Origin of the sequence: Agilicoccus flavus, assembly GCF_014857905.1 — a bacterium.
In the GTDB taxonomy this organism is placed as follows: Bacteria; Actinomycetota; Actinomycetes; order Actinomycetales; family Dermatophilaceae; genus Agilicoccus; species Agilicoccus flavus.
Window position 1 is genome coordinate 267378 of sequence record NZ_JACYXE010000002.1, and the last position, 23818, is coordinate 291195.

Annotated in this window: 22 protein-coding genes; 17 read left to right on the forward strand and 5 right to left on the reverse strand. The window is 75.1% G+C overall.

Going from position 1 to position 23818, the window contains the following annotated elements:
• Positions 1–59: 59 nt before the first annotated feature.
• From ICW24_RS04695 to ICW24_RS04705, 4 genes are all read left to right on the forward strand, one after another.
• Positions 60–1082, forward strand: coding sequence for a lysophospholipid acyltransferase family protein (locus tag ICW24_RS04695; RefSeq protein ID WP_226344556.1), 1023 nt, complete (start codon positions 60–62; stop codon positions 1080–1082).
• Positions 1075–2076, forward strand: coding sequence for an NAD(P)H-dependent glycerol-3-phosphate dehydrogenase (locus ICW24_RS04700; protein WP_226344557.1), 1002 nt, complete (start codon positions 1075–1077; stop codon positions 2074–2076). Before ICW24_RS04695 ends, ICW24_RS04700 begins: the two co-directional genes overlap by 8 nt.
• A 164-nt stretch (positions 2077–2240) precedes the next feature.
• The gene (locus ICW24_RS20010) at positions 2241–2462 is read left to right on the forward strand and encodes a hypothetical protein (protein WP_504739321.1); all 222 of its coding nucleotides are present in this window, start codon (positions 2241–2243) and stop codon (positions 2460–2462) included.
• A gap of 569 nt (positions 2463–3031) precedes the next feature.
• Positions 3032–4159 (forward strand): D-alanine--D-alanine ligase family protein, encoded by a 1128-nt coding sequence (locus tag ICW24_RS04705; RefSeq protein ID WP_226344558.1) that lies wholly within the window; start codon positions 3032–3034, stop codon positions 4157–4159.
• A gap of 37 nt (positions 4160–4196) precedes the next feature.
• Here the strand turns inward: ICW24_RS04705 and ICW24_RS04710 are convergent, their stop codons facing one another.
• Positions 4197–4694, reverse strand: coding sequence for a DUF3515 family protein (locus ICW24_RS04710; protein ID WP_226344559.1), 498 nt, complete (start codon positions 4692–4694; stop codon positions 4197–4199).
• 107 nt (positions 4695–4801) lie between these two features.
• Here ICW24_RS04710 and ICW24_RS04715 point away from each other — a divergent pair, with 107 nt between their 5' ends.
• A complete protein-coding gene (locus ICW24_RS04715; protein ID WP_226344560.1) occupies positions 4802–5806 on the forward strand; it encodes a thiamine-phosphate kinase in 1005 nt (334 codons plus the stop codon).
• 54 nt (positions 5807–5860) lie between these two features.
• Here ICW24_RS04715 and rpmB read toward each other — a convergent pair whose 3' ends face one another.
• Positions 5861–6055, reverse strand: coding sequence for a 50S ribosomal protein L28 (gene rpmB / locus ICW24_RS04720; protein WP_226344561.1), 195 nt, complete (start codon positions 6053–6055; stop codon positions 5861–5863).
• A 303-nt stretch (positions 6056–6358) separates the two neighbouring features.
• Here rpmB and ICW24_RS04725 point away from each other — a divergent pair, with 303 nt between their 5' ends.
• The 8 genes from ICW24_RS04725 to mutM all read left to right on the forward strand — a co-directional run bounded on the left by ICW24_RS04725 (position 6359) and on the right by mutM (position 14509).
• Positions 6359–8212, forward strand: coding sequence for a DAK2 domain-containing protein (locus tag ICW24_RS04725; RefSeq protein WP_226344562.1), 1854 nt, complete (start codon positions 6359–6361; stop codon positions 8210–8212).
• A gap of 73 nt (positions 8213–8285) precedes the next feature.
• Positions 8286–10559: an ATP-dependent DNA helicase RecG gene (locus tag ICW24_RS04730; protein WP_226344563.1), complete on the forward strand. Its 2274-nt coding sequence runs from the start codon at positions 8286–8288 to the stop codon at positions 10557–10559.
• Between the two features lie 4 nt (positions 10560–10563).
• A complete protein-coding gene (rsmD, locus tag ICW24_RS04735) occupies positions 10564–11145 on the forward strand; it encodes a 16S rRNA (guanine(966)-N(2))-methyltransferase RsmD (RefSeq protein WP_226344564.1) in 582 nt (193 codons plus the stop codon).
• Between the two features lie 86 nt (positions 11146–11231).
• On the forward strand, positions 11232–11750 hold the full coding sequence (coaD, locus tag ICW24_RS04740; protein WP_226344766.1) for a pantetheine-phosphate adenylyltransferase: 519 nt from the start codon (positions 11232–11234) through the stop codon (positions 11748–11750).
• Between the two features lie 239 nt (positions 11751–11989).
• Positions 11990–12574, forward strand: a complete 585-nt coding sequence (locus ICW24_RS04745; RefSeq protein ID WP_226344565.1) for a YceD family protein — start codon at positions 11990–11992, stop codon at positions 12572–12574.
• A 1-nt stretch (position 12575) separates the two neighbouring features.
• Entirely contained in the window at positions 12576–12770 is a 195-nt protein-coding gene (gene rpmF, locus ICW24_RS04750; protein WP_226344566.1) for a 50S ribosomal protein L32, read from the forward strand.
• A 25-nt stretch (positions 12771–12795) separates the two neighbouring features.
• Positions 12796–13581, forward strand: a complete 786-nt coding sequence (rnc, locus tag ICW24_RS04755; RefSeq protein WP_226344567.1) for a ribonuclease III — start codon at positions 12796–12798, stop codon at positions 13579–13581.
• Positions 13574–14509: a bifunctional DNA-formamidopyrimidine glycosylase/DNA-(apurinic or apyrimidinic site) lyase gene (gene mutM, locus ICW24_RS04760; protein WP_226344568.1), complete on the forward strand. Its 936-nt coding sequence runs from the start codon at positions 13574–13576 to the stop codon at positions 14507–14509. Before rnc ends, mutM begins: the two co-directional genes overlap by 8 nt.
• Positions 14510–14696: 187 nt before the next feature.
• Here mutM and ICW24_RS04765 read toward each other — a convergent pair whose 3' ends face one another.
• The gene (locus tag ICW24_RS04765) at positions 14697–15671 is read right to left on the reverse strand and encodes an Abi family protein (RefSeq protein WP_226344569.1); all 975 of its coding nucleotides are present in this window, start codon (positions 15669–15671) and stop codon (positions 14697–14699) included.
• Between the two features lie 430 nt (positions 15672–16101).
• Between ICW24_RS04765 and ICW24_RS04770 the strand changes: the two genes are divergently transcribed.
• Both ICW24_RS04770 and ICW24_RS04775 read left to right on the forward strand, forming a co-directional pair.
• Positions 16102–16761: a hypothetical protein gene (locus tag ICW24_RS04770; RefSeq protein WP_226344570.1), complete on the forward strand. Its 660-nt coding sequence runs from the start codon at positions 16102–16104 to the stop codon at positions 16759–16761.
• A 9-nt stretch (positions 16762–16770) separates the two neighbouring features.
• A complete protein-coding gene (locus tag ICW24_RS04775; protein ID WP_226344571.1) occupies positions 16771–17052 on the forward strand; it encodes an acylphosphatase in 282 nt (93 codons plus the stop codon).
• Positions 17053–17063: 11 nt separating this feature from the next.
• Here ICW24_RS04775 and ICW24_RS04780 read toward each other — a convergent pair whose 3' ends face one another.
• Positions 17064–17948, reverse strand: a complete 885-nt coding sequence (locus ICW24_RS04780) for a hypothetical protein (protein WP_226344572.1) — start codon at positions 17946–17948, stop codon at positions 17064–17066.
• Between the two features lie 369 nt (positions 17949–18317).
• The gene (locus ICW24_RS04785; RefSeq protein WP_226344573.1) at positions 18318–19163 is read right to left on the reverse strand and encodes an SCO4651 family lipoprotein; all 846 of its coding nucleotides are present in this window, start codon (positions 19161–19163) and stop codon (positions 18318–18320) included.
• 269 nt (positions 19164–19432) lie between these two features.
• Between ICW24_RS04785 and smc the strand changes: the two genes are divergently transcribed.
• Together smc and ICW24_RS04795 are read left to right on the forward strand one after the other, a co-directional pair.
• Positions 19433–23050: a chromosome segregation protein SMC gene (smc, locus tag ICW24_RS04790; protein ID WP_226344574.1), complete on the forward strand. Its 3618-nt coding sequence runs from the start codon at positions 19433–19435 to the stop codon at positions 23048–23050.
• Between the two features lie 173 nt (positions 23051–23223).
• Complete coding sequence (locus ICW24_RS04795; protein ID WP_226344575.1) at positions 23224–23814, forward strand: hypothetical protein; 591 nt, start codon at positions 23224–23226, stop codon at positions 23812–23814.
• Positions 23815–23818: the final 4 nt, after the last annotated feature.

A 23818-nucleotide genomic window follows, 5' to 3' on the forward strand; every position in this document is an offset into this window, starting at 1 on the left:
TGCGGCGCCGGAGAAGATGGCGGGCGGGCGCGTGGCGCGCCCGGGACGGAGCGACGAGCGTGAGACACGAGGCCGAGACGGCCACCCGCGCGCAGGCGCCCGGCGCGTACCGCGCGGCCATCGGCGTCATCCGCCCGGTCATGCGCGCGCTCACCCGACGCGACTGGTCCGGCGGCGAGAACCTGCCCGAGACCGGCGGTGTCGTCGTCTGCGCGAACCACGTCTCGTACGCCGACCCGCTCGCCGTCGCCCACTTCCTCGTCGACCACGGCCGACGGCCGGTGTTCCTCGCCAAGGCCTCGCTCTTCACGATCCCGTTGCTCGGCCGCTGGATCGCCGCGTGCGGGCAGGTGCCCGTCCATCGGGGCGACCGCCGCGCCGCGGACGCCTACCGCGACGCCGTCGCCGCCGTCCAAGCCGGGCAGTGCGTCGTCGTCATGCCCGAGAGCACCGTCACGAAGGACCCCGACCACTGGCCGATGACCGCGAAGTCGGGGGCCGCGCGCATCGCGCTCGCGACCGGGGTGCCCGTCCTCCCGCTCGCCCAGTGGGGGGCCCAGGAGCTGCTCGGGCGCGACCTGCGCCTGCACCCGACGCGTCGGCCCGTCGTCTCGATGCGCCTGGGCCCGCCCGTCTCCCTCAGCGACCTGCGGGGACGCCCCGTCGACCGGGAGCTGCTGCGGGAGGCGACCGACCGCATCATGGGGGCGATCCTCGCCGGCGTCGAGGACCTCCGCGGGGAGAGCGCCCCCGTGGGGGCCTGGGATGTCCGCGAGGGTCGACGCGTCCCGGGCACCTCCGTGCGCCGGGACTCGCCCGCGTTCGGTGGCCCGCCGCGGCCCGCGGACTCCGTCGCCGGCGATCCCGCCCGCACCGATCCCTCTCGCACCGATCCCTCTCGCACCGATCCCACCGTCACGGGGTCCACCGGCGATCCCGCCGGCCTGCGCGCCGAGGCCCGTGGGTCGTCCGCCGGCCGCGGACGCCCACCCGCCCGTGGGGGAGAGCGGCCCGCGGGGGAGGATCGTCCCGCGGCCCCGCCGGGGCCGGCCGACGGCCACCGAGAGGAATTCCATGCCTGAGATCGCCGTGCTCGGCACCGGGAGCTGGGGGACCGCGTTCGCCGCGGTCCTCGCCGACGCCGGGGCCGGGGTACGCCTGTGGGGTCGCCGACGCGAGGTGGTCGAGGCGATCGCGGCGACCCGCGTCAACGCGGGTTACCTGCCCGACCTGGTCCTGCCCGACGGCGTCACGGCCACCCCCGACGTCGCCGACGCGCTCGCGGGGGCCGACGCCGTCGTGCTCGCCGTCCCGTCGCAGCAGCTGCGGGGCGCGCTCGGTCAGTGGACCGGGCTCATCGAACCCGACAGCGTCCTCGTCTCCCTCATGAAGGGGATCGAACTGGGATCGCGCAAGCGGATGTCGCAGGTCATCGCCGAGGTGACCGGGGCGACCCCCGACCGGATCGCCGTCGTCACCGGCCCCAATCTCGCGCGCGAGATCGCCGAGCGGCAGCCGGCGGCGGGCGTGGTCGCGTCGGCGAGCTCGGCGACGGCCGAATGGGTCGCCGAGGCCTGCGCGACCCCGTACTTCCGTCCGTACATCGACACCGACGTCATCGGCTGCGAGCTGGGCGGCGCGGTGAAGAACGTCGTCGCCGTCGCCGTCGGCATGGCCGAGGGGCTCGGCTTCGGCGACAACACCAAGGCCACGCTCATCACGCGGGGTCTCGCCGAGACCGTGCGCCTCGGGGTTGCGCTCGGCGCCGACCCGGCCACGTTCTCGGGCCTGGCCGGCGTGGGCGACCTCATCGCCACGTGCATGTCGCCGCTGTCGCGCAACCACCGCATCGGCGTGGGGCTCGGCCAGGGGCTCACCCTCGCCGAGGTCGTCGAGCGGACGAAGCAGACCGCCGAGGGCGTGACCTCGTGCGAGTCGATCCTCGCCCTGGCCCGTGAGCACGACGTCGACGCCCCGTTGGCCGAGGCCGTCGTCGCCGTCTGCCACGACGGGATGCCGCCCGCGCTCATCGCCGACGCGCTCATGACCCGCGAGCGCAAGCCCGAGAAGGCCTGACCGATCGGTCGGGTCCCCGGCCGGCGCCGGGCCGCCTACGACTCCGCCAACCCTGCACACTATGAAAGCGCCGCATGGGCACCGAGGCAACGAACCAGGAGGAGCCGAAGATGATGAGCGGCATCTGTCAGGCGTTCAGGCGCCAGCCCTCGCTGGATAGACACATGACTCCCTCGCGACGGCACGTCAACAGGTCTGTCCTGCTTGGTGTCACTACGGCGGCGGTCCTCGTCCTGGGGGGCTGCTGGAAGGAGAAGCCGTGCGGCGACGACCAGTACCCCGTCAAGGCAAAGGACGCGGGAGGGTCGATCTGCGTTGGCTCTGGCGACCCCATCCCGTCCAACTTCACCACGTACCCGCCCGGCGCAACCCCCACCGGCCCTTAGCAGGAACCACAACCGGTCGGAGAACCGAAATGATGGCCCTTGTGTCCTGGCCGGACTTCTTCACACGACCCCTTGGTCTGGAGTGCTGGTCCCCCCACCCGCGCCGACGCTCGCGCAAGAGCTGATCGCACCCTCGGCGCCTGCCCTGGGGTCGGCGACCACCTACCTCTCCCCGTGAGTTCAGCGAGAACTCGCGCCTGTGGGAATCGATGACCCCCGCCCGACGGGAGGCCGTCGAGCGTGACCTCGACGCCTTCGATCGACAGGTCGCTGCGGGGCTCAGCGCCGTCCCCGATGGGGCAGTGCTTTCTCGGCGCTGACGCGTCACGGCGCCGCCTCGCTGAGCCCTGATCCACCAAGGGTGGGTGGATTCGATGGCGACGTCATGGGGTGTGGGGACTGCCGAGTTGCGGGTGTGGCTGCCCTGCCGGTCTGCTGCGGCTCCTCCACGTGGGCGGGTCCCCGGGGTTGCGCCGTCGCCGGCGGGTGCCCGCTTCTCGATAACCGCCCGCCAAGGCCGCGGCCGCGGTCGCGGGGCGGTCCGGCCCGCGCCGGTAGAGTCGCCCACGATGACTACGCAGCAGCCGCCCTCTCGTCCCCGGGTCGCCCTCGTCTTCGGCGGCCGCTCCTCCGAGCACGCCGTGTCGTGCGCGACGGCGGCCGGCGTCCTGTCGGCCATCGACCGGGACGCGTTCGACGTGATCCCCATCGGCGTGACCAAGGACGGCCGGTGGGTGGCGGTCGAGGCCAACCTCGACGCCCTCGCGCTCAACGCCGGGCACACGCCCGAGGTGGCGCCGTCCGAGTCCGAGGTCGTCCTCCCGCTCAACACGCGCAGCCGTGCCCTGTCTGCGGTCCGGGCCGGGGTGCCACCGGAACCGCTCGGCGACGTCGACGTCGTGTTCCCGCTGCTGCACGGCCCGTTCGGCGAGGACGGCACCGTCCAGGGCCTGCTCGAGCTCGCGGACATGCCGTACGTCGGCTCCGGCGTCCTCGCCTCGGCGCTGATGATGGACAAGCACTTCATGAAGGTCGCGTTCGCAGGGGCGGGGCTCCCGATCGGGCCGTACGAGGTCGTCACCGACCGCGACTGGGTGCGCGACCCCGGCGCGGCGTGCGCGCGGGTCGCGCGGCTCGGGTTCCCCCTGTTCGTCAAGCCGGCCCGGGCGGGCAGCAGCGTCGGGATCTCTCGCGTCGTCGACGCCGACGGGCTCACCGAGGCGATCGAGGCGGCCCGCGTCCACGACCCGAAGGTCGTCGTCGAGGCGGCGATCTTCGGCCGCGAGATCGAGTGCGGCGTCCTCGGCAGTCGCGGCACCGACCCGCACCGGGCGAGCGAGCTCGGCGAGATCGCGGTGACGAGCGGCGGCCACCAGTTCTACGACTTCGAGGCCAAGTACCTCGACGAGTCCGACGTGCGCCTCTCGTGCCCCGCCGACCTGCCCGCCGACGCGGCGGTGCGGATGCGCGAGATGGCCGTCGATGCCTTCGAGGCCGCCGGCTGCGAGGGTCTCGCCCGGGTCGACTTCTTCTACACGACCGACGGCGAGATCGTCGTCAACGAGATCAACACGATGCCCGGCTTCACCCCGACGTCGATGTACCCCATGCTCTGGGCCGCGACGGGCCTGAGCTACACCGGCCTCATCACCGAGCTGCTCGAGCTCGCGCTCACCCGCCGCGTCGGCCTGCGCTGAGCGGGCTCCCTGCCGGGCGCGTCCTCGCCGGCGGGCCTCAGCTGCAGCGTCGTTCGCTCTGGGGGACGGCGCGGGCGGCCTGGCCCAGCGACCCGAGCACGAGGGGTTCGGGCGCGTACTCGGCCGGCACGAGCACCTCGAGGGCGGGGACGCGTCCGTAGGTGGTGAACGCGGTGCCCCCCTCGAGGCGTTCGACCACCCAGTCGACCCCGTCGACGTCGAGGCACTCGTTCGTCGTCGGCCCCGGCGGGCTGACGCCGCACCGGGCGACGATCGCGGGGTCGCCCCACGCCGCGACACCCGCCGCACCGTCCGGGGTGTCCGCGCGGACCTCGCGACGCTCGCGACCGCCGACCGTGGCGGGCCACGCCGCCGCCACCCGCGCGCAGCCGGGGTCACGCGCCCCCGCGGGGACCCCCGCCTCGACGGGGGAGGCGCAGCCGGCGAGGGCGGCCGCGGCGACCGCGACCAGCGCCACCGTGCGGCGGCCGAGGCCCACGGTCGCGCGTCGCGGCGAGGTCCTGCCCCTGGCCATCACCCGTCTCCTCGTTCGCTGTCGGTGCCGACGTCTAGCGTTACCGGCGAACGCTACCGACCCGGGCCGACGACCGTCCCCGGCGGGCGGCGCACGAGGAGGCGGACATGGGCGGGGCCACCCCGGAACGGCTGGCGGACATCGGCGAGGAGGACCTGCTCGCCCGGATCTTCCCGCTGTTCGGGATCGAGCAGGACGCGTACCTGCCGGTCGGGCCGGGCGACGACGCCGCGGTCCTGTCGGTGCCCGACGGGCGCGTCGTCGCGACGACCGACGCCATGGTGCGCGGCAGCGACTGGCTCGACCACTGGAGCTCCGGCGCCGACGTCGGCGCGAAGTGCGTCGCCCAGAACGTCGCCGACGTCGCGGCGATGGGGGCGCGGCCGACCGGGCTGCTGCTCACGCTCGCGGCCGAACCCGACACCCGGGTCGACTGGGCGCTCGACCTCGCGCGCGGGATCGCGCAGGCGGCCCGGGAGTTCGGGTGCCGGGTGATCGGCGGAGACCTGTCGGGCGCGCCTGCGGGCCTGCTCCTCGTGTCGATCACCGCCCTGGGCGACCTCGAGGGGCGGGCTCCGGTCCGCCGCGACGGCGCGCGCCCGGGGGACGTCGTCGCCGTGGCCGGCTCCCTCGGCCGGGCCGCGGCCGGGCTGCTCGCGCTCGAACGCGGGGCCGGCGACGCGGCGCCCGACCTCGTCGCCGCCCAGCGCCGCCCCCGTCCACCCGTTCAGGAGGGGCCGCGGGCCGCCGAGCTGGGGGCCCACGCCATGATCGACCTCTCCGACGGGCTTGTCCGCGACGCCGGCCGGGTCGCGCGCGCCTCGGGGGTGACGGTCGACCTGTCGTCGGCCGCCCTGGCCGCCGACGTCGACGCCCTCGTCGACGCCGGCCACGATGTGCTCACGAGCCACGACGCCCGCGGCTGCGTGTTCGGGGGCGGGGAGGAGCACTCCCTGCTCGCGGTCTTCCCGCCCGACGTCGCGCTGCCCGGGCCCTGGCGGCCCGTGGGGCGGATCGTCGCCCGGTCGGGCGAGGACTCCACGCCCCCGTCGGGGGTGACCGTCGACGGCGACCCCGTGGACGTCCAGGGCTGGGACCACTTCGGTGGCTAGCGGCAACGCGAAAAAGCCGCCCCGGGGGGCGGCTTCACGCGGATGCGCGTCGGGTCAGCGAGTGACCTTGCCCGCCTTGAGGCAGGACGTGCACACGTTGAGGCGCTTGGGGGTCTTGCCGGAGGCACCGACGAACGCGCGGACGCGCTGGATGTTCGGGGTCCAGCGACGCTTCGTGCGGCGGTGCGAGTGCGAGATGTTGTGGCCGAAGGTCGGCCCCTTGCCGCAGACGTCGCAGTTGGCAGCCACGGGTAACTCCTGAGAACGATGGTGGATGAGCTCGGTCGGCCCCGCTGCGGGCACCACCTCGCCGCCGGGGCGGACGGAGGAGGTCGCCGCCGTGAGGTGCGGCTGCGGCGGTGCGGAGACAGCTGCGGTCACAGATGCAGCCACACGTGCAGGCACGCCACGACACGGGGGAACCGGTCAAGGATAGCCGAGCCGCCCGCAGACGCCCAAACCCGGGCGCCCACGCGGGTGAGCAGGCGGATCGACCCCTGCGCTCTGCGCATCGCTCTGCGCATCTCCGGGCGCCGGTGTGAGGATGGGGGCGTGAGAGACGACCCACCCCTGCGCGTGCTCGACGTCGCGGCCGTCAACCGGTGGGCCTTCCGTGCGCGCGGGGCGCTCGGGGACTACCGCCGGCGCATCGACGACCTCAACGTCTTCCCCGTGCCCGACGGCGACACGGGCACCAACCTCTACCTCACCCTGCACTCCGCGCTCGAGGCCCTCGTGCGCGACGTGCGCCCCGACGGCCGGTCGGGGCTGACCGACGGGGCGCTCGGGTTGGCCCGCCGCATCCTCCTCGGCGCGCGCGGCAATTCCGGCGTCATCCTCGGACTCCTCGTGCGCGGCCTCGCGCAGGGGCTCGACGAGGCCGGCGGCGAGCCGGTCGACGGGCGACGCTTCGCCCACGCCGTCACGCGCGCGAACGCCGCCGCGTGGCGGGGGGTGAGCGAGCCGGTCGAGGGCACCATCCTGTCGGTCGCCGCGGCCGCGGCGACCGCGGCGCGTCGAACCGCGGAGGCGGGCGGCGACCTGCCCGCCGTCGTCGCCGACGCCGTGAACGCGGCCCGCGACGCCCTGGAGCGCACCCCGCGCCAGCTCCCGAGCCTCGCGCGCGCCGGCGTCGTCGACGCCGGGGGCGCCGGGCTCGTCGTCATCCTCGCGGCCCTCGCCGAGGTCGTCTCCGGCGAGCCGGTGCACGTGCGCCTGCCCGGGCGGGCGGCCGCGTCGGTCGTCGCCGGCGGGCCCGGGCTCGCGCCGGCCGCTCGCCCCGACGACCCGGGCTCCTCCGGGACGTCGTCGACCCGGACGCGCGGCGGGTCCGGCCTGGACGATCCCGTCGAGTACGAGGTGATGTACCTGCTGGAGGCGTACGCCGACGACGACGCCGACGCGCTGCGGGCCCGGTTGGCGCAGCTCGGCGACTCCCTCGTCGTGGCCGGCGACGAGACCCTGCGCACCGTCCACGTCCACGTCCAGGACGCCGGCGCGGCGATCGAGGCGGCGCTGCCCCTCGGCCGGATCCACGGCATCCGCGTCACGTGGCTGCCGGGCGCGGACGCGTCCGCCCCGGGGCAGGGGGCCGGCGCCTGCCACCCCGCCGTCCCCGACGGCGCCGAGGGCCGGACCGAGAACGGCCTCGGTGCCGACGGGCCCGGGCCGGCCGCGTCACCCGGGCCGCCCGGCACACCCGAGACGCCCGCGGGCCCGCTGCCCGCGCACCCCGGCATGTCCGCCGGCGTCGTCGCGTGCGCGTGCGGTCCCGGGGTCGTGGCGGCCCTCGCCGAGGCCGGGGTGCGGGTCGTGTACGACGCCCCGGGCGATCGCGCGCGGCCGCAGGACGTCCTCGACGCCATCCGGGAGCAGGACCCCGCCGGCGACCGGTGCGTCCTCGTCCTGCCCGACGACCGCGACGCCCGCCTCGCCTGCCTCGCCGCGATCGACGCGGCTCGCGAGGAGGGCCGAGAGGCCCATCTCGTCGAGACGGTCTCGGTGGTGCAGGCGCTCGCGGCGCTGTCCGTCCTCGACCCCGGCGCGGACGCCGAGGCGCTGCGAGACCACCTCGCCTCGACCGCCGCGGCCGTGCACACGGGCCTCGTCGCGGTCACCGACCGGGACGCCGACACCCCCGCCGGTCCCTGCCGCGCCGGTGACCTCGTGGCCCTGCTCGGCGACGACGTCGTCGCCGTCGGCACCGACCTGACGGACGTGACGGAGAAGCTGGTCACCGCCCTCGGTGGTGCCGTCGCCGAGGTGATCACCCTCGTCCTCGGCGCCGACGCCGGCGTGGACGCGCCGACCCTCACGCGGGCCGTCGCGGACGCCCACCCGGAGGCCGAGGTCACCGCGCTCCTCGGCGGCCAGCCCGTCTACGCGTTGCTGGTGGGGGTCGAATGAGCGCGCCGACTCCGCCCCGCACGCGGCGCCCACGACCGGCCGGGTGGCGGCCCGGTCACGCGCAGGAGGCGCCGTGGACCTGAGCACCCCGCTCGCCCGGGCCCTGCCCGAGGCGGCCTACAAGCAACTCCGCAAGGCGGAGGCGTTCGAGACCGTCGCCGACCTGCTGTGGCTGCTGCCGCGGCGCTACCTCGATCGTCACTCCGATCTCGGAGCGCTCGAGAAGGACGCCTACGTCGTGTTCATCGGGACGGTGGTGTCGGCGTCGACGCGGCCCATGCGCAACCGCCGCGGCACCATGCTCAACGCGACGGTCCGCAGCGGCGAGCACACGCTCGCGCTCACGTTCTTCCGGGCCTACGGCCACGACAAGAAGCTCGTCGCGGGTCGGGTCGGCCTCTTCTCCGGCACGGTCAGCCGCTACCGCGACACGTGGCAGCTCGCCCACCCGCACTACGAGATCCTGCGCGACGGCGGCGGCGACGACCTGCTCGTCGGGATCCGCGCGCGGTCCGGACCGGAGGGGTCGGACCACTTCGAGGTGCGGGACGAGCTCGACCACCTGGTCGGCGACCGCGCGGTCTTCCCCGTCTACCGCGAGGTGCAGGGCATCCCGTCGTGGACCCTCAACGACTGCATCCGGCTCGTGCTCGATCAGCTCGAGGCCGACGGCAGCGTGGCCGAGGTCGTGCCGCCCGGCGTCGCCCGCGAGCGCCGGCTCCCCGGCTTCCTCGAGGCGATGCGGCTGCTGCACCTGCCCGCCACGCGCGACGAGCCGCATCGGGGGCTGCGCCGCCTGCGGTACGAGGAGGCGTTCGTCGTCCAGGTCGTCCTCGCGTTGCGGCGCCGCGAGCAGGCGCAGACGGCCGCGGTGCCCCGGGATCCGCGCCCCGGCGGCGTCCTGGAGGCCTTCGACGCCCGCCTGCCCTTCGAGCTCACCCCCGGCCAGCACCGGGTCGGGGACGACATCGCGGCCGACCTCGCATTGCCGCGGCCGATGAACCGGCTCCTGCAGGGCGAGGTCGGGTCGGGCAAGACGGTCGTCGCGCTGCGCGCGATGCTGGCCGTCGTCGACGCCGGCGGCCAGGCGGCCCTGCTCGCCCCCACGGAGGTGCTCGCGGCGCAGCACCATCGCTCCATCACGGCGATGCTCGGCGACCTCGCCGAGGGCGGCCTGCTCGGCGGGGCCGACCAGGGCACCCGGGTGGCCCTGCTCACCGGCGGCCTGCCCGCGGCCGCCCGCAAGGAGGCGCTGCTGCAGGCCGCCTCCGGGGAGGCCGGCATCGTCGTGGGCACGCACGCCCTCATCCAGGACCGGGTGCAGTTCGCCGACCTCGGCCTCGTCGTCGTCGACGAGCAGCACCGGTTCGGGGTCGAGCAACGGGACGCCCTGCGCGTCAAGGCCGGCCAACCGCCGCACGTCCTCGTCATGACGGCCACCCCCATCCCGCGAACGGTCGCCATGACGGTCTTCGGCGACATGGAGACCTCGGTGCTCGACGAGCTGCCGCGGGGCCGCTCACCCATCACGACCCACGTCGTCGACAACCCCCGCTGGTACGAGCGGGCCTGGGAGCGCGTCGCCGAGGAGGTGCGGCAGGGGCGCCAGGTCTACGTCGTCGCCCCGCGGATCGGGGAGTCCGACGCGCGGGGGGCCGCCGCGGGGGAGGGGTTCGAGCAGGCCGCGTACGACGACGCGCCGCCGGTGGGCGAGGAGGGCGAGGCCGCCCGGCGGCCCCTGCGCTCGGTGCTCGACATCCACGCGGAGCTGCTCGACACCCCCGCCCTCACCGGGGCGCGCATCGAGATCCTCCACGGCCGGATGCCCTCGGAGGAGAAGGAGGCCGTCATGGCCGCGTTCGGGGCCGGCGACATCGACGTCCTCTGCTCGACGACCGTCGTCGAGGTGGGCGTGGACGTGCCCAACGCCTCGGTCATGGTCGTCCTCGACGCCGACCGGTTCGGCGTGAGCCAGCTCCACCAGCTCCGCGGCCGCGTCGGGCGCGGGGGCGCACCCGGTCTCTGCCTGCTCGTCGCGCAGGACGCCCCCGAGCCGGCGCGCGAGCGGCTCGCGGCCGTCGCGGCGACGACGGACGGGTTCGAGCTGTCCCGCTTCGACCTCGACCAGCGCAAGGAGGGCGACGTGCTCGGCGCCCGCCAGAGCGGCGGCGCCTCCCAGCTGCGCGTCCTGCGCCTCGCCCGCGACGAGGAGACGATCCTGCAGGCCCGCGCCGACGCGGCCGACCTCGTCGAGTCCGATCCCACCCTCGCCGGGGTCCCGGCGCTCGCCGCCGCCGTCCGCGAGCGGATCGACGAGCGCCAGGCCGCCTTCCTGGAGAAGGGGTGAGCCGGTGACGCGCATCATCGCGGGAACCGCCGGGGGGCGGCGGATCGACACCCCGCCCGGCGCGGCGACCCGACCGACCTCCGATCGCGTGCGGGAGGCCCTCTTCTCGCGCCTCGGCCACCTCGACGTCCTCGCCGGCGCCCGCGTCCTCGACCTCTACGCGGGATCCGGGGCGCTCGGGCTCGAGGCCCTCAGCCGGGGCGCGGCCGACGCCGTCCTCGTCGAGTCGGCCCGTCCCGCGGCGCTGGTGGCCCGTCGCAACGTCGCCGCCCTCGGGTTGCCCGCCCGCGTCGTCGCCGACACGGCCGAACGGGCCCTGGCCGGGTCCGCCGCCCGCGGTCCGTTCGACCTCGTGCTCCTCGATCCGCCCTACGACGTCGACGAACCGACGCTCGCCGGGGTGCTCGGGGCCCTCGTCGAGCCCGGCCGCCTCGACCCCGACGCCGTCGTCGTCGTCGAGCGCTCCACCCGCAGCCCCGAGCCGGCGTGGCCGCGCGGCCTTCGCGCGTTCGCCGACCGGGCGTACGGCGAGACGACCCTCTGGTACGCCGAACCCGACCCCGACGACCCGCAGGAGCTCCCGTGACCGAGCCCGGTACCCCCGCCACGTCCCCGACCGCCGACCGTCCGGACCCGACGCGAGCTCCGGACGGGGGTGACGGCGCCCGCCCCCTGCGCCGCTGCCTGTGCCCGGGCTCCTACGACCCGATCACGCGCGGCCACCTCGACGTCATCGCGCGGGCGGCGCGGCTCTACGACGAGGTCGTCGTCGGCGTTCTCGAGAACGCCGGCAAGAACGCGCTGTTCAGCGCGACCGAGCGCGTCGGGCTCATCGAGGCCGAGCTGGCGGAGCTCGACCTGCCGGGCCGGGTGCGGGTCGTCACGTTCGGCGGGCGCCTCCTCGTCGACGTGTGCCGCGACCTCGGGGTCGAGGCCGTGGTCAAGGGGTTGCGCGGCGAGGCCGACTACGCCTACGAGCTGCCGATGGCGATCATGAACCGGCACCTGAGCGGGGTGGAGACGCTGTTCATGCCCGGCGACCCCCGCTACGTCCAGGTCTCGAGCTCGCTCATCAAGGAGGTGACCCGCTTCGGCGGCGACGTCGGCGCCCTCGTGGGCCCGCACGTCCTGGCCGCGCTCCGCGCCCGGCTGGGCGACGGCGCCGGCCCGGCCGGGCCCGGCGCCGGGTGAGACTCACCCGCCGTTTGGGGCGGGCGAGGATGCTGGTCTAGCATGGTGAGTCGGTCTGCGTCGGCGGGCCCGTGCTCCGTCCGCCCGCCTCGCGGCGACGCCTTCTGTCGCCCATGACGTGCGGATTCGCGCGGTCCACCTCGCCCGACGGCCCGACCGAGACCACGACGACAGCCGGCTCCCGCCGGTGCTCACCACCGCCGGCTTCCCCCGGCCACGACCAGGACGAGTGACGCGACATGACCAGGCCCGATCCTCGCGGACCGTGGGTGCTCGATACCCGCGAGCTGCAGCGTCGACCCGGCGCCATGCGCGAGGTCACCCGCACCGTCGAGGCTCCGGACGAGTTCGGCACCGACGTGATCTCGGTGCCCGCCGGCCGGCCCATCGACCTCGACGTCCGCCTGGAGTCGGTGATGGAGGGCGTGCTCGTCAGCGGGACCGCCAAGACCGTCGCGACCGGCGCGTGCGTGCGGTGCCTGGACGACGTCGACGTTCCCGTCGACGTGCCGTTCCAGGAGCTGTTCGCGTACGCCGATCGGGCCGCGCACCACCAGGAGGTGGGCGCGAACGAGGCCGACGAGGACCAGTACGTGCTCCAGGACGACCTCGTCGACCTCGAGCCGGTCCTGCGGGACGCGGTGTTGCCGACGCTGCCGTTCCAGCCGGTGTGTTCGGACGACTGCCCGGGCCTGTGCTCCGAATGCGGAGTGCACCTGGCGGCCGACCCGGACCACCACCACGAGAACATCGATCCCCGGCTGGCGGCACTGTCCGCCCTCCTGGACGCCGGGGACGACCGCACCGAAGAGAAGAGGAACTGACGTGGCCGTCCCGAAGCGGAAGATGTCGCGCTCCAACACCCGGTCCCGTCGGGCCCAGTGGAAGGCGAGCGCCACGACGCTCACCTCGTGCCCCCGCTGCAGCGCGCCGAAGCAGCCGCACATCGCCTGCCCGTCCTGCGGTGTGTACGCCGGGCGTCACTACTACGCCGCCGAGCGCACTGAGCACCAGGCCTGACGCGTCGGCCGGAAGCAGCCGCCGCATGGGTCGCAACGCCCGCGCCGACGCAGGTCGGCCCGTGGCCGGGCTCGCCGAACGGATCGAGACGATCCTCGGCGCCCCGGTCGGGGCCGACCTGCTCACGCACGCCCTGACGCACCGCTCGTACGCGTACGAGAACGGTGGGGTGCCGAACAACGAACGCCTCGAGTTCCTCGGCGACTCCGTCCTCGGCCTGGTGGTCACGGAGTCGCTGTACTCCGAGCACCCCGAGATGGCGGAGGGACAGCTCGCGAAGCTGCGCGCCGCCGTCGTCAACATGCGCGCCCTCGCCGGGGTGGCCCGCACCCTCGGGGTCGGTGACTACCTGCTCCTCGGGCGCGGTGAGGAGAGCACCGGCGGCCGCGACAAGGCGTCGATCCTCGCCGACACGATGGAAGCCCTCATCGGGACCGTGTTCCTCGCGCACGGTCTCGACGCCTCCCGCCTCTTCGTCCACCACCTCCTCGACCCGCTCATGAGCTCGTCCGCCCGGCTCGGCGCCGGCCTGGACTGGAAGACGAGCCTGCAGGAGCTCGCCGCGTCGGGATCCCTCGGCACGCCCGAGTACCGGGTGGCCGAGGAGGGGCCCGACCACGAGAAGGTCTTCACCGCGACCGTCGTCGTCGGCGACGAGGCCCTCGGTGAGGGGGTCGGGCGCAGCAAGAAGGAGGCCGAGCAGCGGGCCGCCGAGCACGCCTGGACCGAGCTCAATCGGCGCGCCAACGCCGTCCTGAGCAGCGAGCCGGAGCCCGCCGCGCAGGGCGAGTCGCCCGCGCCGGATGCCTGAGCTGCCCGAGGTCGAGGTCGTCCGGGCGGGCGTCGCCCGCCACGTCACCGGCGCGACGCTCGGCGGCGTCGAGATCCTCGGCCGGCGCGTGGCCCGCCGCCACCTCCTCGGGAACGCCGACCTCACAGCCCGCCTGCTGGGCCGCGAGGTGCAGGCCGTGCGCCGCCGCGGGAAGTACCTGTGGCTCGACCTCTCGCCCGCGCCGGCCCCCGAGGCGCTCGTCGTCCACCTCGGCATGAGCGGCCAGCTCCTCGTCGCGGACGCCGACCGGTCGCGAGCCCGCCACCAGCACGCGACGTTCGACCTCGTCGGGGGCGCCGCGGGCGCCGGACGTCAGCTCCGGTTCGTCGACCAGCGCACGTTCGGGGGCCTGGCCCTCGTCGACGTCGTGCCCGACCCGTTCGCGCCCACCGGGTCGCCCGCGACGTCCGGCACCGGGGTAGCCGCGCGGGACGGCGCGGGCCGGCCGCTCGTGCCCGCGACCATCGCCCACATCGCGCCCGACCCGTTCGAGCCGGCGTTCGACCCCGACCGCGTCCAGGCCCTGCTGCGGCGGCGGCAGAGCGCGGTGAAGCGGTCGCTGCTCGACCAGGGCCTCGTCTCCGGGATCGGCAACATCTACGCGGACGAGGCCCTCTGGCGCGCCCGCCTCCACGGCGAGCGCCTCGGCTCCGGCCTGCCGCGGGCCCGCGTCCTCGAGCTCCTCGACCACGCCCGGGACGTCATGGGGGAGGCGCTGGAGGCGGGCGGGACCAGCTTCGACGCCCTCTACGTCGACGTCGACGGCGAGTCGGGATACTTCGCCCGGAGCCTGAATGCCTACGGACTCGCCGGGCACCCGTGCACGCGCTGCGGCACCCCCATCGTCAGGGAGCGATTCATGAACCGCTCGAGCTACTTCTGCCCGGCCTGCCAGCGAAGACGGTAGATGGGCGGCCGGTATCACGCAGGCCGATAGCGTGGCGTCGCCCGACCGGTGGCACACCGATGTAGGGCGAGCACCGCGCATTCTGGACTCCGGCGGTCCTGCTCGGGCGCCGGAGCCACAGCGAAACAGACAGGCGCTCCCGGAGCTGATCGGTCCTGGTGTCCCGAGATCGTGCTGGGGTTGTTGCTCAGCCGAGGTGCCGGCGCCAGAACGGGTCGTCGGACCATGAGTCGGGAACACCCATGCCGCTCAGATTCATCGGCGGACGCGTGGCGATCAGTTCGTGGAGCCGACGTGCCCAGCTGCTGCGCGGCGAGACCGAATCGAGCACAGACTGCAGTGACACGAGCACGGGGTAGAGGCGCTTCCTCGACCGGTCGGGGAGGGCGTCCGTGCCCGCCAGCCACGAGACCGTCGGAGAGGTCGGGATCGCCGGGTAGACGCCGAGCCCGACGTTCCACAGCCGTCCGTGGTGCGCGCAGACATTCCTCACCCGCACGAAGGTCTGGAGCCAGGATTCGAGGATCGTTGCAGTGAGGCCGACACTCCTGGCGACGGCGGTTCGGTCGGCGCGTTCGCCCAGGTTGCGGTACACGCCGGCCAGCTGTCCGATCGTCAAGGTCTCGACCATGAGCCAGGACGGCGGCAGCTCGGGCGAGGCGTAGGTGGTCAGGTAGTGCTCGAGGGCGGAGCGGTGGACCAGCGAGTCCTCGCCGGCGTCCGGTGTCCTGCGCAGCTGCTCGTCGCAGGTGTCTCGGACGATCTTGAGGAGTCCGGAGTGCTTGCCTCGGTCGCCGAAGTGCCGGGTGTCCACGTACCAGTGGGAGTCGTCGTACGTCGTCGACATGTGATCGGTGAGCGCCGCACGAACGGCGACCTCGACCCGCTCGAGGGCGTCCATGACCAACAGCCGCAGAGCGCGGTCGAAGACGTAGAGGTCGAGCACATCGTCGAACGTCGTACCGTTGCGGAACACGTGGTCGGGCTGACCCTGCTGGAAGGGAATCGTGTAGGGCGAGAGACGGTAGTAGCCGATGTGGCGCAAGTACCGCGCGGCCCGCTCGGGCTCTGGGACGATCAGACCACGTTCGGACAGGCGATCGACGAGCTCGTCCAGACCCAGCGGCGGCTTGTTGTAGTTCTGTGAGCCGCGCGAACGCATTGGCCGAGGCGTGCGCCGGGGTGGGGCCATGTGTGCTCCTCCCGGCACGGGCGCAGAAAAAATCCCCCAAGTGCGCATCGTCGAGAGGCGTGGGGGATGTGGTCCGCCCAGATTAGCACGGTCCGCGCCTGGACCATCAGTGACGGGAGAGTGACGAGCCGGGGTCGAGTTGCTTCAGGGACAGTGGTCGGGCCGGTCGGCTCCGACGCAGCGGCGCTGCAGGGCGGGTCTTCTTGTGCGGCGATGCTCCGGCTGCCCGTGCGCGGTGCGGCGCGACGATGTGGCGCGAGGCCGATCTCCTGAGCGATCGGTGCGTCCGTCGGCGCGCCTCCACGGTCCGCCACGGGACATTCACGCGGCGTTCATGCCCTCGGCGCGCCCAGGCCGCCGCGGTCGCGCACCGTGGGGCGGGGACGGAGGAGACATGGTCATGACGGGGACCCGGGTGGTCGGGCTCGACCTGGGGGTGACGGACGGTGTGAGCGCCGACGCCATCGCGTCGCAGCTCGCGTCCCAGGCGCGGGCTCAGGGCGCGAGCGCCGCACGCCTCGTCGTCGGAGTACATCGGGTCCTGGGGGCCGGGCCGGCCGACCCCACGCTGCCGGGGACCGGCCACCTCGCCCTCTCGCTGCGCGCCGACGACCTCGACGACGAGCAGGTGTGGGCGGTGGCGTCGAAGGTGGCCGCGCGCGTGTTGGGCGAGCAGCCGGACCGCGGCGCCCTCGTGCTCGGCCGCCGACGCAGCGGGCCCCGGCCGCTGCAGCGATGCGCGGAGGCGGCGGCCCGCGAGCAGACCGATCGCCTCGCCGGCCGGGCCGTCGCGTTCCCCGGCGACGGCCTCGTCGGCGCGGTCCAGGTGGGGGACCTCACGAGCGGCACGGTCATCGACGAGGTGCTGGATCTTGCGGGTTCCGGACCCCGTGCGGACGACCTCGTGCTGCTCGCCGGGCGCGCGCGGCCGCGCTGGCAGTTCGGCTCCCTCGTCCTGCACGTGCTGCCCGCCCCGGGCGCGGGTGACGGGGCCGTGTACGTCCCGGTGGAGACGATGCGGACCGGCCCGGTCGCGTCGGAGGCCGGGCCCGCTGCCTAGTCTGGCGCCATGAGCAGCGCGGGGTTCTTCGTCCGAGGCCGGGTGCAGGGGGTCGGGTTCCGCTGGTGGACGCGGTCACGCGCCCTCGAGCTGGGCCTCGTCGGCTTCGCTCGCAACTGCGACGACGGGCGCGTCGAGGTCGTCGCCCAGGGCGCCCCCGAGGCCGTGGACCGCCTCGAGGAACTGCTGCGGGAGGACCCGAGCACCTCGGGCCGCCCCGGCCGGGTCGAGAGCGTGGGCCGCCGGGACGTCGACGAGCGGCCGGACCTGCAGGGCTTCGTCGAGCGCTGAGAGGCGGCGCGTCAGGCCGGGGGCGCCGCGGCGCGCGGGGCGGCGCGCACGCGATCCGGGGCGGGCATCCGCACGTCCACCGGGTCGCCGTGGCGGCGGTAGACGATCTCGACGACCCCGCCCGGGGAGCGGGTGAGCAGGCGGCGCAGGCGCCGGCGCCCGTCGGTCCAGACCTCGTAGGCGCCCGGCGCCGCGGCGTCGCCCGCGCCGTCGACGGGGCCAGGACCGTCGACGGGGCCAGGGCCGTCGACGGGGCCAGGACCGTGGTCGCCCTCGCCCGTGCCGCCCGTGCCGCCCGTGCCGCCCGGGCCGGCGGGGCCCCGAGGATCGCCGGAGGCACCGGACCCGCGGGCCGGGGCGGTCGACGGGGCGACGAGGAGCACGTAGTGGCGCAGTCGCTCGGTCGAGCCGTCGGGGTCGGGTTCGGCCCCGAGGAACCGCACCTCGCGCACCGCCGCCGCCTGCAGGGCCGGCGACGCGAGGGGGTCGACGGTGTTCGCGAGATCGACGCCGATGGCGGCGACCCGGTCGCGGGGGTAGGCCGTGAACGTGCCGCCGCGGCCGGGCTCGGCGACGAGGACGCGGCCGCCGTCGGTGAGGACGGTGGTCGCGCGCCGGCCGGACCCGGCGACGAACGCGCCGGCCCACGGCCGGTCGGGCCGTGACACGTCGGCCTGTGCCGTCATCGAGGCGACGGAGCCGTCGTCGAACAGCGACATGACCTCCACCCGCACGGTGCCCGCGGCCGACTGCGCCGAGCCGACGCCGCGCAGGAACGCGCCGGTGCCGACGAGTGAACCGGGGCCCGCCGTGAACGGGTCCGCGGAGGCCCGCGACGGGGAGCGGGCCGGCCCCGAGGCTGCCGGGGTGCTCGGGCCGGGCAGGGGAGCGGCCACGTGGCCCTCGCCCGAGCGGGGTGCCGGTGCCGCCGCGCACGCGCCCGACCCCGCCAGCACGAGGAGGGCCGCGCCGGCCGCGCCGACGCGCGTGCACCCGGCCCGCGCTCGCCCGGTCCGACGGCGCTCGGCGTGCGGTCGGCCGGTTCGTGCCCGCTCGGTCCGTGCTCGGTTCGTCATGGTGGCCCGCTTCCCCAGGTTCGCGGTGGTACGGCGCGGGCGCCCCACGCACCCGCGCCCACACCCTAAGGAGGGTGTGGGCGCGTGTGGGTCGTCCCGGCGTCCGGTCGCCGCCGGCCGCCCGGGTCTCGGACCCGGGTCGTCAGGCCCCGGTGTCGAGCCGGGTGCGGAGCGGGTCGCGGGCGGGTGTCAGCTCGCGGACGGCGCCGGCTGGGACCCCGGCATCGCGGGGGCCGTCGTCACCTGCGCGGCGGGCGGGGCGGCGACCTTGACGGGCTCGCCGTACTTGCTCACGGCCATGTCGATGGTGGCCCCGTTCTGGGTGAGCTGCATCTTGCGGACGAGCTTGCCCGAGTCCACCCACACGTCGTAGGGGATCTTGGCGGCGGCGGTGCCGGTCGGCGCCGGCACGTTCGTCGCGCCGGCCGCCTTCTGCGCCTTGACCGGGTCGATGACGAGGGCGTAGCGGCGCAGCTTCTCGCCCGAGACGTCCTCCTCGCCCTTGAAGGTGATCGCGTCGATCGCCTGCTGCTGGGCCTTGAGGCTCTCGCTCGGGTTCATCATCTTCTTGAAGTCGACCCCGCCCTGGGCGGCCAGGTCCTGCATCGACATCTTCACGAACTTGCCGCCGGCCTGGCCGGGCATCTTCAGGTAGACGCTCTCGCCGTCCATGATCATGTCGACGCCGCCGGTCTGGCCGGGCGCGCTCATCGTCAGCGTGGCCTTCGGCTTGTTCGGGTCGGACACGTCCTGATCGCCGGTCATCGTGATCTTCTGACCCTGCGCCGACATCGTCATCTGCATGTGGAACGTCTTCTTGTCCTGCTGCGCCTTCTGCGTCTCGCCGAGGAAGGTGGCGACGTCGACCTGCGTGCCGGGGGCGACGGTGAACGGGTCGGCGGCGGCCTGTTCGCTCGTGGCGGCGGTCGTGGAGTTGCCGGCGGGCGCCGCCTGGTCGGCGCCGCTGCAGGCCCCCAGCCCGAGGAACAGCGGCAACGCGAGGGCGGCGGCGGCGCGGGTGGTGCGAGTCTGCACGAGGATCTCCCCTGATCGTCGGTGGACGCGGGCCGGGTGACCTGCGCGCTCTGCCGACCACTGTACGGACACCCGCCTGGATGCCCCCTGCGAGCCGCGGCGGGCGCGGCGGCCGGTTCGCCCCGGGCTGCGCAGGAGTTCCCGCCCAGTGGCCCCGTGCGGCGCTGCGTCGCGGCTCGGGCGGGCGGCGCCGATACAGTGCCGGGGCAGGGCCACCCACGCCACGGCGCGGTCCGCACCCAGCATCGACCCCGGGGAGACCACGGAACGTGTACGTCAAGAGCCTGACCCTGCGCGGCTTCAAGTCGTTCGCGTCGGCGACCCACCTCCGCCTCGAACCGGGTATCACGTGCATCGTCGGGCCGAACGGGTCGGGCAAGTCGAACGTCGTCGACGCCCTGGCCTGGGTCATGGGGGAGCAGGGCGCCAAGACCCTGCGCGGCGGCAAGATGGAGGACGTCATCTTCGCGGGCACCTCGGGGCGTCCGCCGCTCGGCCGGGCCGAGGTGACGATGACGATCGACAACACCGACGGGGCCCTGCCGATCGACTACGCCGAGGTGACGATCAGCCGGACGATGTTCCGCACGGGCGGGTCCGAGTACGCCATCAACGGGACCGGGTGCCGTCTCCTCGACATCCAGGAACTGCTGTCCGACTCCGGGATCGGCCGCGAGATGCACGTCATCGTCGGCCAGGGGCAGCTCGACGCCGTGCTCCGCGCGACGCCCGAGGAGCGCCGCGGCTTCATCGAGGAGGCCGCGGGCGTCCTCAAGCACCGCAAGCGCAAGGAGCGCGCGCTGCGCAAGCTCGAGCAGATGGAGGGCAACCTCACCCGCGTCGCGGACCTCACGACCGAGATCCGGCGCCAGCTCGGCCCGCTCGGCCGGCAGGCGGAGACCGCGCGCCAGGCGGGCGTCATCCAGGCCGACGTCCGCGACGCGCGTCTGCGCCTGCTCGCCGACGACCTCGCGCAGCTCACGTCGACCCTGGAGCAGGAGGTGGCCGACGAGTCCGCGCTCCTCGCCCGGCGCGCCGAGGTGGAGGGCGAGCTGACGGAGGTCCGCAAGCGGCTCCGGACGCTCGAGGCCGGCGCCGCCCAGGCGTCCGCGGCGGTGTCGGCGGCCCAGCAGCGGTGGTACGACCTGTCGGCGCTGCGCGACCGTCTCACCTCGGTCGGCCAGCTCGCGGCGGAGCGCGTCCGGCTCCTCGCGGACGACGACCGTGACGAGCCGGCGACGCCGCGGCGCGACCCCGACGCCCTGCGGGCCCAGGCCGCCCAGGTGCGCGCCGACGAGGACGAGCTGCGGGGGCGGATCGAGGGCCTGGCCGAGACGCTCGCACGGGCGGTGGCCGAGCGCGAGGAGATCGAGGGCGCGGCGCGGGCCGAGCGCGAACGCCTCGCCCGCCTCGCGCGGGCCGCCGCCGACCGGCGCGAGGGACTCGCCCGGCTCGCCGGCCAGGTCGCGGCCCAACGCAGCCGGGTCGAGGCGGGGGAAGCCGAGATCGGTCGTCTTCGCGAGGCCATCGAGACGGCCGAACGGCGGGCGAGCACCGCGGAGTCCGAGTTCGCGCGTCTCGAGGCGAGCGTCGCCGACGAGGAGGAGGGCGAGGAGGGCCTCGACTCCGCCTACGAGGAGAGCGCCGCGGCCGCCGAACGGGCCAGGGCGCAGGTCGAGGAACTCGTCGCGGCGGGCCGGACCGCGGAGGGCGAACGCACCAACGCCCACGCCCGCCGGGAGGCGCTCGAGCTGAGCCTGCGCCGCAAGGACGGCGGCGAGACCCTCCTCGCGCAGGGTGGGGCCGGGCTGCTGGGGACCGTGCCGTCGTTGCTGTCGGTCGAGTCGGGGCACGAGGCGGCGCTGGCCGCCGCGCTCGGCTGGGCCTCCGACGCCGTCGTCGTCGACTCGTTGGCCACCGGCACCGACGCGCTGCGCCGGCTGCGGGAGGACGACGGCGGCCGCGTGGGGCTGCTCGTCGCGGCGGGGCCGGCGGGGCCGGCGGCCGTCTCGGAGCACTCCGGGCCCATACCCGATCGGTCCACGGACGGATTCCCGGCCGGGGCGCGCTGGGCGGTCGACGTCGTCTCGTGCGGTGCCGGCCTCGACGCGGCCGTGGGGCGACTGCTCGCCGGCGTCGTCCTCGTCGCCGACGACGACGCCGCCCGGGCCCTGCTCGACGCGCGCCCCGAGCTCACCGCCGTCACCGCGGCCGGCGACGTCGTCTCCGCGCACCTCCTGCGGGGCGGGAGCGCGGGGGCACCGAGCCTCATCGAGATCACGTCGGCGGTCGAGGAGGCCGCCGCCGCCGAGGCCGACGCGACGGCCCGAGGCGAACGGATCCGTTTCGCGCTCAACGCCGCCCGCGAGGAGGCGACCCGCCTGGAGGAGAGGGCCGAGGCGGCCCTGTCCGACCTGCACGTCTCCGACGCGCGGATGTCGGCCGTCGCCGAGGCGCTGGGCCGGCTCTCCGCGGAGGTCGGCGGCGCCCGGGCCGAGGCCGAGCGTGGCCGTGCGGCCATGACGACGGCGCAGGACTCTCTCGAGGCGAGCCGCGCCGAGCTCGGGCGGCTCGAGGACCGGCTCGCGCAGGCGCAGGGGGACACCGACGACACGGACGAGACCTCTCGGACCGAGAAGCCCGACGCCTCCGAGCGGGACCGGCTCGAGGACGCCGCCCAGGCGGCCCGGGCGGCCGAGACCGAGGCGCGGCTGACCCTGCGTACCCGTGAGGAACGCCTGCGCGCGATGTCGGGTCGCGCCGACTCCCTCGAGGGCCAGGCGCGCGCCGAGGTCGCCGCCCGCGAGAAGGCGCGCGCCCGCGCCGAACGCCGGGCCCGGAGCTCGCGGACCGCCACCGCCGTCCGCGACATCGCGGAGCGGGGCGCCCGACGCGTCGCGGCGTCGGTCGAGGTGGCCGCGGAGCGGCGGGCCCGGTCCGAGGCCGAGCGGGCGACCCACGACGCCGACCTGGCCGCGGCGCGCACCGCGGTCGACGCGCTCGCCGAGAAGCTGCGCGAGCTCACCGACACCGCTCACCGCGACGAGGTCGCCCGCACCCAGCAGCGGCTGCGGATCGAGGCGCTCCAGGCCCGCGCCCTCGACGAGCTCGGCGTGGACCCGGAGGTGCTCGTCGACGAGTACGGCCCGCACCGACCCATCCCGCCGGTGCCCGACCCCGCCCTGTCCCAGGAGGAGGCCGAGGCGCTCGAGGCGGTGCCGTTCGTCCGCGTGGACCAGGAGAAGCGCCTCAAGCGGGCCGAGCGCAGGCTCGCCCAGCTCGGGCGCATCAACCCGCTCGCGCTCGAGGAGTTCGCGGCTCTCGAGGAGCGGCACACGTTCCTCGTCGAGCAGCTCGACGACCTGCGCCGGAGCAAGAAGGACCTGCTCGACATCGTCGCCGAGGTCGACGAGCGGGTGCAGCGCGCCTTCGCCGAGGCCTACGTCGACACGGCGGCCCAGTTCGAGGGCGTGTTCTCGCGCCTGTTCCCCGGGGGCGAGGGTCGCCTGACCCTCACCGACCCGGACAACATGCTGACGACCGGGATCGAGGTCGAGGCGCGGCCGCCGGGCAAGAAGATCAAGCGGCTCTCGCTGCTCTCGGGTGGGGAGCGGTCGCTCACGGCGGTGGCGCTGCTCGTGTCCATCTTCAAGGCGCGGCCGAGCCCGTTCTACATCATGGACGAGGTGGAGGCGGCGCTCGACGACACGAACCTCGGGCGGCTCATCACGCTCTTCGAGGAGCTGCGGGACTCGAGCCAGCTCATCGTCATCACCCACCAGAAACGGACGATGGAGGTCGCCGACGCCCTGTACGGCGTGACCATGCGCGGGGACGGCGTGACGACTGTCGTCTCCCAGCGGATCCGCGAGGCGCAATCGGCCTGAACGGGGTTTGCCTCCCGGCCCATGAGCCTCGGCGCGGCGCGGGTCGGCGCGGCGTCCCGGGCGGTCCGCGACACGCCGGTCGACACGCCCGCCGTGACCTGATCGTTACCTGTTTGTCGGACTGAATCCTGCTGGCGGCAAAGGAAATCGGCTCACCTGTCGATCATTGAGGCATGGAGGTCATGTTGTTCTGGGTCGCCGGGGTCGCCGCGTTCGCCGTGCTCGTCGTGATCGGGGTCGCCATCCCCGCGCTGCGGGCCGGTCGCCGACCGTCCACCGTGTTCTCTCGCCGCCGGGCCGAGCGTGCCCGCCGCGAGGCCGAGCGGCCCATCGCGACCGCCGCCGAGCGGGTGTCGGCCGACTCCCGCGCCCGTCGGGTGCGCCTCGCGCTGAGCGACCTCGTCAGCGGGCGACGCGCCGTCGGGCACCGGCCGGAGGCGTCGCACGAGACCGGCACTGCGGCCGCCCCGGCCTCGCCGTCGCAGTCCCGGTCGGCCGCCGATCGCGACCTTGTCAGCGCCGCCGACCGCCAGGCGCAGGCCGCCCACGCCGCGCAGGACGCCGTGGCCGGCCGGCTCGGGAGCGCCGAGCGGGGCGACGAGATCGCCGCCCGGCGCCGCGACGCACAGGAGCGCATCGCCGCCACCGCCACCAACCGGATGGCGCTGTCGGCCCCGACGAACGCCCCGGGCGAGATCGTCGAGATCGCCGTCGACGACGTCCCCGAGTACTTCGACCTCCCGCGCGCCAGCGGCGGTCGCTGACCCC

Bases quoted from the DNA above. Each gene is read 5' to 3' on its own strand.
- ICW24_RS04700 (WP_226344557.1), top strand. From the start codon at position 1,075: ATGCCTGAGATCGCCGTGCTCGGCACCGGGAGCTGGGGGACCGCGTTC.
- ICW24_RS20010 (WP_504739321.1), top strand. From the start codon at position 2,241: ATGACTCCCTCGCGACGGCACGTCAACAGGTCTGTCCTGCTTGGTGTC.
- ICW24_RS04705 (WP_226344558.1), top strand. From the start codon at position 3,032: ATGACTACGCAGCAGCCGCCCTCTCGTCCCCGGGTCGCCCTCGTCTTC.
- ICW24_RS04710 (WP_226344559.1), bottom strand. From the start codon at position 4,694: ATGGCCAGGGGCAGGACCTCGCCGCGACGCGCGACCGTGGGCCTCGGC.
- ICW24_RS04715 (WP_226344560.1), top strand. From the start codon at position 4,802: ATGGGCGGGGCCACCCCGGAACGGCTGGCGGACATCGGCGAGGAGGAC.
- ICW24_RS04745 (WP_226344565.1), top strand. From the start codon at position 11,990: ATGACCAGGCCCGATCCTCGCGGACCGTGGGTGCTCGATACCCGCGAG.
- rnc (WP_226344567.1), top strand. From the start codon at position 12,796: ATGGGTCGCAACGCCCGCGCCGACGCAGGTCGGCCCGTGGCCGGGCTC.
- mutM (WP_226344568.1), top strand. From the start codon at position 13,574: ATGCCTGAGCTGCCCGAGGTCGAGGTCGTCCGGGCGGGCGTCGCCCGC.
- ICW24_RS04765 (WP_226344569.1), bottom strand. From the start codon at position 15,671: ATGCGTTCGCGCGGCTCACAGAACTACAACAAGCCGCCGCTGGGTCTG.
- ICW24_RS04770 (WP_226344570.1), top strand. From the start codon at position 16,102: ATGACGGGGACCCGGGTGGTCGGGCTCGACCTGGGGGTGACGGACGGT.
- ICW24_RS04775 (WP_226344571.1), top strand. From the start codon at position 16,771: ATGAGCAGCGCGGGGTTCTTCGTCCGAGGCCGGGTGCAGGGGGTCGGG.
- ICW24_RS04795 (WP_226344575.1), top strand. From the start codon at position 23,224: ATGGAGGTCATGTTGTTCTGGGTCGCCGGGGTCGCCGCGTTCGCCGTG.